General features: G+C 48.3%; 2 tRNA genes and 3 rRNA genes. All 5 read right to left on the bottom strand.

What is annotated here, in order from left to right:
• Window positions 1–18: 18 nt before the first annotated feature.
• The 5 genes from rrf to ACEYX7_RS10465 all read right to left on the bottom strand — a co-directional run bounded on the left by rrf (window position 19) and on the right by ACEYX7_RS10465 (window position 5,475).
• A 5S ribosomal RNA gene (gene rrf, locus ACEYX7_RS10485) occupies window positions 19–133 on the bottom strand.
• 193 nt (window positions 134–326) lie between these two features.
• A 23S ribosomal RNA gene (locus ACEYX7_RS10480) occupies window positions 327–3,220 on the bottom strand.
• A 360-nt stretch (window positions 3,221–3,580) separates the two neighbouring features.
• Window positions 3,581–3,656: transfer RNA gene (locus ACEYX7_RS10475), tRNA-Ala, on the bottom strand.
• Window positions 3,657–3,685: 29 nt separating this feature from the next.
• Window positions 3,686–3,762: transfer RNA gene (locus ACEYX7_RS10470), tRNA-Ile, on the bottom strand.
• A 175-nt stretch (window positions 3,763–3,937) separates the two neighbouring features.
• Window positions 3,938–5,475, bottom strand: a 16S ribosomal RNA gene (locus ACEYX7_RS10465).
• Together the 16S, 23S and 5S rRNA genes with 2 tRNA genes alongside form the textbook arrangement of a ribosomal RNA operon.
• Window positions 5,476–5,567 lie beyond the last annotated feature (92 nt).

Here is a 5,567-nt window from a genome sequence, read left to right as displayed (position 1 = left end):
GGGTGGTTAGGAATAAAGAGCTGGCGATGACTTACTCTCGCATGGTTGAGCCCACACTACCATCAGCGCGACGTGTTTTCACTTCTGAGTTCGGGAAGGGATCAGGTGGTTCACACGTGCTATGGTCGCCAGCAAACTGTTGGGTTTTGGCTTTATTATGATGCTGAGTTCATTTGAACTTTGCATTGCCAAATACCGCATAGGGTACAGAATGCTTTGAGTCTGATTTTTGCTTTGTTCACTAGATTTAGTACGTTTTACTGAATCATTAATGCGTTTAGCTTTGTCTAGTTTGTTGGTTGCTATACGAACTGTTTAGGTGTTGTATAGTCAAGCCTCACGAGCAATTAGTATTGGTCAGCTTCACATGTCGCCATGCTTCCACATCCAACCTATCAACGTCCTAGTCTTGAACGGCTCTTTAGTAGGCATAAAGCCTAAGGGAAATCTTATCTTGAGGTAGGCTTCCCGCTTAGATGCTTTCAGCGGTTATCCCTTCCGAACATAGCTACCCGGCGATGCGACTGGCGTCACAACCGGTACACCAGAGGTTCGTCCACTCTGGTCCTCTCGTACTAGGAGCAGATCCTCTCAAATTTCCAGCGCCCACGGTAGATAGGGACCGAACTGTCTCACGACGTTCTAAACCCAGCTCGCGTACCTCTTTAAATGGCGAACAGCCATACCCTTGGGACCTGCTTCAGCCCCAGGATGAGATGAGCCGACATCGAGGTGCCAAACACCGCCGTCGATATGAACTCTTGGGCGGTATCAGCCTGTTATCCCCAGAGTACCTTTTATCCGTTGAGCGATGGCCCTTCCATACAGAACCACCGGATCACTAAGACCTACTTTCGTACCTGCTCGACTTGTGGGTCTCGCAGTTAAGCGCGCTTTTGCCTTTATACTCTACGCGTGATTTCCGACCACGCTGAGCGCACCTTCGTACTCCTCCGTTACTCTTTAGGAGGAGACCGCCCCAGTCAAACTACCCACCAGACATGGTCCTCGCCCCGGATTACGGGGCTGAGTTAGAACCTCAACATTACCAGGGTGGTATTTCAAGGATGGCTCCATGGCAACTGGCGTCACCACTTCATAGCCTCCCACCTATCCTACACAAGTAAGGTCAAAGTTCAATGTCAAGCTGTAGTAAAGGTTCACGGGGTCTTTCCGTCTAGCCGCGGGTACACTGCATCTTCACAGCGATTTCGATTTCACTGAGCCTCTGCTGGAGACAGCGCCGCCATCATTATGCCATTCGTGCAGGTCGGAACTTACCCGACAAGGAATTTCGCTACCTTAGGACCGTTATAGTTACGGCCGCCGTTTACTGGGGCTTCGATCAAGAGCTTCGCTTACGCTAACCCCATCAATTAACCTTCCAGCACCGGGCAGGCATCACACCCTATACGTCCACTTTCGTGTTTGCAGAGTGCTATGTTTTTAATAAACAGTTGCAGCGGCCTGGTTTCTGAGGCTGTCATCAGCTCAGGAAGCAAGTTCCATCACCGACAACAGCGTACCTTCTCCCGAAGTTACGGTACCATTTTGCCTAGTTCCTTCAGCAGAGTTCTCTCAAGCGCTTTGGTCTACTCGACCTGACCACCTGTGTCGGTTTCGGGTACGATTCCTGTGTAACTGAAGCTTAGAGACTTTTCCTGGAAGCAGAGTATCAGCCACTTCGCTGTACAAGTACAGCTTGCTATCGATTCTCAGTATAGAGTACCCCGGATTTGCCTAAGATACATACCTACAATCTTTCACCTGGACAACCAACGCCAGGCTGACTTAACTTTCTCCGTCCTCTCATCGCATTACACAGAAGTATTGGAATATTAACCAATTTCCCATCGACTACGCCTCTCGGCCTCGCCTTAGGGGTCGACTCACCCAGCCCCGATTAACGTTGGACTGGAACCCTTGGTCTTTCAGCGAACGGGTTTTTCACCCGTTTTGTCGTTACTCACGTCAGCATTCGCACTTCTGATACCTCCAGCGGACTTCTCAATCCACCTTCTTCGGCTTACAGAACGCTCCCCTACCACTTAACTAAAAGTTAAATCCGCAGCTTCGGCACATAGTTTTAGCCCCGTTACATCTTCCGCGCAGGCCGACTCGACTAGTGAGCTATTACGCTTTCTTTAAAGGGTGGCTGCTTCTAAGCCAACCTCCTAGCTGTCTATGCCTTCCCACATCGTTTCCCACTTAACTATGATTTTGGGGCCTTAGCTGGCGGTCTGGATTGTTTTCCTCTTGACTACGGACGTTAGCACCCGCAGTCTGTCTCCCGGATAGTACTCATAGGTATTCGGAGTTTGCATCGGTTTGGTAAGTCGGGATGACCCCCTAGCCGAAACAGTGCTCTACCCCCTATGGTATTCGTCCGAGGCGCTACCTAAATAGCTTTCGGGGAGAACCAGCTATCACCGAGTTTGATTAGCCTTTCACCCCTATCCACAAGTCATCCCCTGGCTTTTCAACGACAGTGGGTTCGGTCCTCCAGTTAGTGTTACCCAACCTTCAACCTGCTCATGGATAGATCACTCGGTTTCGGGTCTATACCTTGCAACTTAACGCCCTATTCAGACTCGATTTCTCTACGGCTCCCTTATACAGTTAACCTTGCTACAAAATATAAGTCGCTGACCCATTATACAAAAGGTACGCAGTCACATAACAAAGTATGCTCCTACTGCTTGTATGCATGCGGTTTCAGGATCTATTTCACTCCCCTCACAGGGGTTCTTTTCGCCTTTCCCTCACGGTACTGGTTCACTATCGGTCAGTCAGGAGTATTTAGCCTTGGAGGATGGTCCCCCCATGTTCAGACAAGGTTTCACGTGCCTCGCCCTACTCGTCTTCATCTTATATGGCCTTTCGTGTACGGGAATATCACCCTCTATGTTTGCACTTCCCAGAGCATTCCACTAAACCATATAGGACTTTATGGGCTAATCCCCTTTCGCTCGCCGCTACTTAGGGAATCTCAATTGATTTCTTTTCCTAAGGGTACTGAGATGTTTCACTTCCCCTCGTTCGCCTCAATAACCTATGTATTCAGTTATTGATACCTACCTTATAGTAGGTGGGTTCCCCCATTCAGACATCGCCGGATCACAGGATATTTGCCGCCTCCCCGACGCTTTTCGCAGGCTATTACGTCTTTCATCGCCTCTGACTGCCAAGGCATCCACCGCATGCACTTAGTTACTTGACTATACAACCCTAAACAGTCCATCACCTTGCAGCAATAAACAATCTAAAGTCTAGTCAACCAACAATAATTACGACTACGCTTTACGCTTGATTCAGTTTACTTCATTTGCTAGTTCTCAATCGTATACGATATCTTTTAATAAACTCATTATCAGCTTTAAAAAGCCAACCATCAATCTCTAAAATCTCATATACATTGAGTGAACAATTTATTTCAGACTCAATTCTATTCTGTTAATGAATCGTGTAATCTCGTCAATCACACTAAACTATAATTCGCTGTTCGCTTATTACAGAACTTAATTTACTCTTATGTCTTATTCAGACAAATAAACTAACTTATGCAATACCGCTTTCGTAGTGGTGGAGACTAGGAGAGTCGAACTCCTGACCTCCTGCGTGCAAAGCAGGCGCTCTACCAACTAAGCTAAGTCCCCTTGGTACTTCTTTCTCAGTTTGCACACAATGGTGGGTCTGACAAGACTTGAACTTGTGACCCCACGCTTATCAAGCGTGTGCTCTAACCAACTGAGCTACAGACCCTGAGAAAATTTTAAAGCACTGCTTTAAAATTTTCGCAAGACAAGCGAAGCGCGTAGTCTGCGAACCTAAAGCGTACTTTAAAAGATTATTTTCTCTTACAAGAAAACTCTCTTTACTTACAGCTTCATAGAAAAACAACTTGTTGTGAATTTTAACTTAAGCCAAGACTTTTCGTTAAGGAGGTGATCCAGCCGCAGGTTCCCCTACGGCTACCTTGTTACGACTTCACCCCAGTCATCGGCCACACCGTGGTAACCGCCCTCTTTCGTTAAGCTAGCTACTTCTGGTGCAACAAACTCCCATGGTGTGACGGGCGGTGTGTACAAGGCCCGGGAACGTATTCACCGCGGCATTCTGATCCGCGATTACTAGCGATTCCGACTTCATGGAGTCGAGTTGCAGACTCCAATCCGGACTACGATAGGCTTTTTGAGATTAGCATCACTTCGCAGTGTAGCAACCCTTTGTACCTACCATTGTAGCACGTGTGTAGCCCTGGTCGTAAGGGCCATGATGACTTGACGTCGTCCCCGCCTTCCTCCAGTTTGTCACTGGCAGTATCCTTAAAGTTCCCGGCTTAACCCGCTGGCAAGTAAGGAAAAGGGTTGCGCTCGTTGCGGGACTTAACCCAACATCTCACGACACGAGCTGACGACAGCCATGCAGCACCTGTATCACAATTCCCGAAGGCACCAATCTATCTCTAGATCGTTCTGTGTATGTCAAGACCAGGTAAGGTTCTTCGCGTTGCATCGAATTAAACCACATGCTCCACCGCTTGTGCGGGCCCCCGTCAATTCATTTGAGTTTTAGTCTTGCGACCGTACTCCCCAGGCGGTCTACTTATCGCGTTAGCTGCGCCACTAAGGTCTCAAAGACCCCAACGGCTAGTAGACATCGTTTACGGCATGGACTACCAGGGTATCTAATCCTGTTTGCTCCCCATGCTTTCGTACCTCAGCGTCAGTATTAGGCCAGAAGGCTGCCTTCGCCATCGGTATTCCTCCAGATCTCTACGCATTTCACCGCTACACCTGGAATTCTACCTTCCTCTCCCATACTCTAGACTTACAGTCTTGAATGCAATTCCCAAGTTAAGCTCGGGGATTTCACATCCAACTTATAAGCCCGCCTACGCACGCTTTACGCCCAGTAATTCCGATTAACGCTCGCACCCTCTGTATTACCGCGGCTGCTGGCACAGAGTTAGCCGGTGCTTATTCTGTGGGTAATGTCCAGTAATCACTGCTATTAACAGCAACACCCTCTTCCCCACTTAAAGTGCTTTACAATCTTACGACCTTCTTCACACACGCGGCATGGCTGGATCAGGGTTCCCCCCATTGTCCAATATTCCCCACTGCTGCCTCCCGTAGGAGTCTGGGCCGTGTCTCAGTCCCAGTGTGGCGGATCATCCTCTCAGACCCGCTACAGATCGTCGCCTTGGTAGGCCTTTACCCCACCAACTAGCTAATCCGACTTAGGCTCATCATTTAGCGAATGGTCCGAAGATCCCATCCTTTCCCCCTTAGGGCGTATGCGGTATTAGCTAACCTTTCGGTTAGTTGTCCCCCACTAAATGGCAGATTCCTAAGTATTACTCACCCGTCCGCCGCTAAGCTAATAGTGCAAGCACTATCAGCCCCGCTCGACTTGCATGTGTTAAGCCTGCCGCCAGCGTTCAATCTGAGCCATGATCAAACTCTTCAGTTCAATTCTTTATAATGGTTTAATCTAACCATCAAATCTGGCTCATCAATTACTAGCAAATTTTGCTCAAATAAACTTCGAGTCAATCTTTACTT

This window comes from Hubeiibacter jixunmingi (assembly GCF_041928215.1).
GTDB lineage: Bacteria > Pseudomonadota > Gammaproteobacteria > Pseudomonadales > Moraxellaceae > Acinetobacter.
The sequence above is the reverse complement of the archived record's forward strand: the minus strand, read 5'-3'. Positions and strand labels throughout refer to the sequence as shown.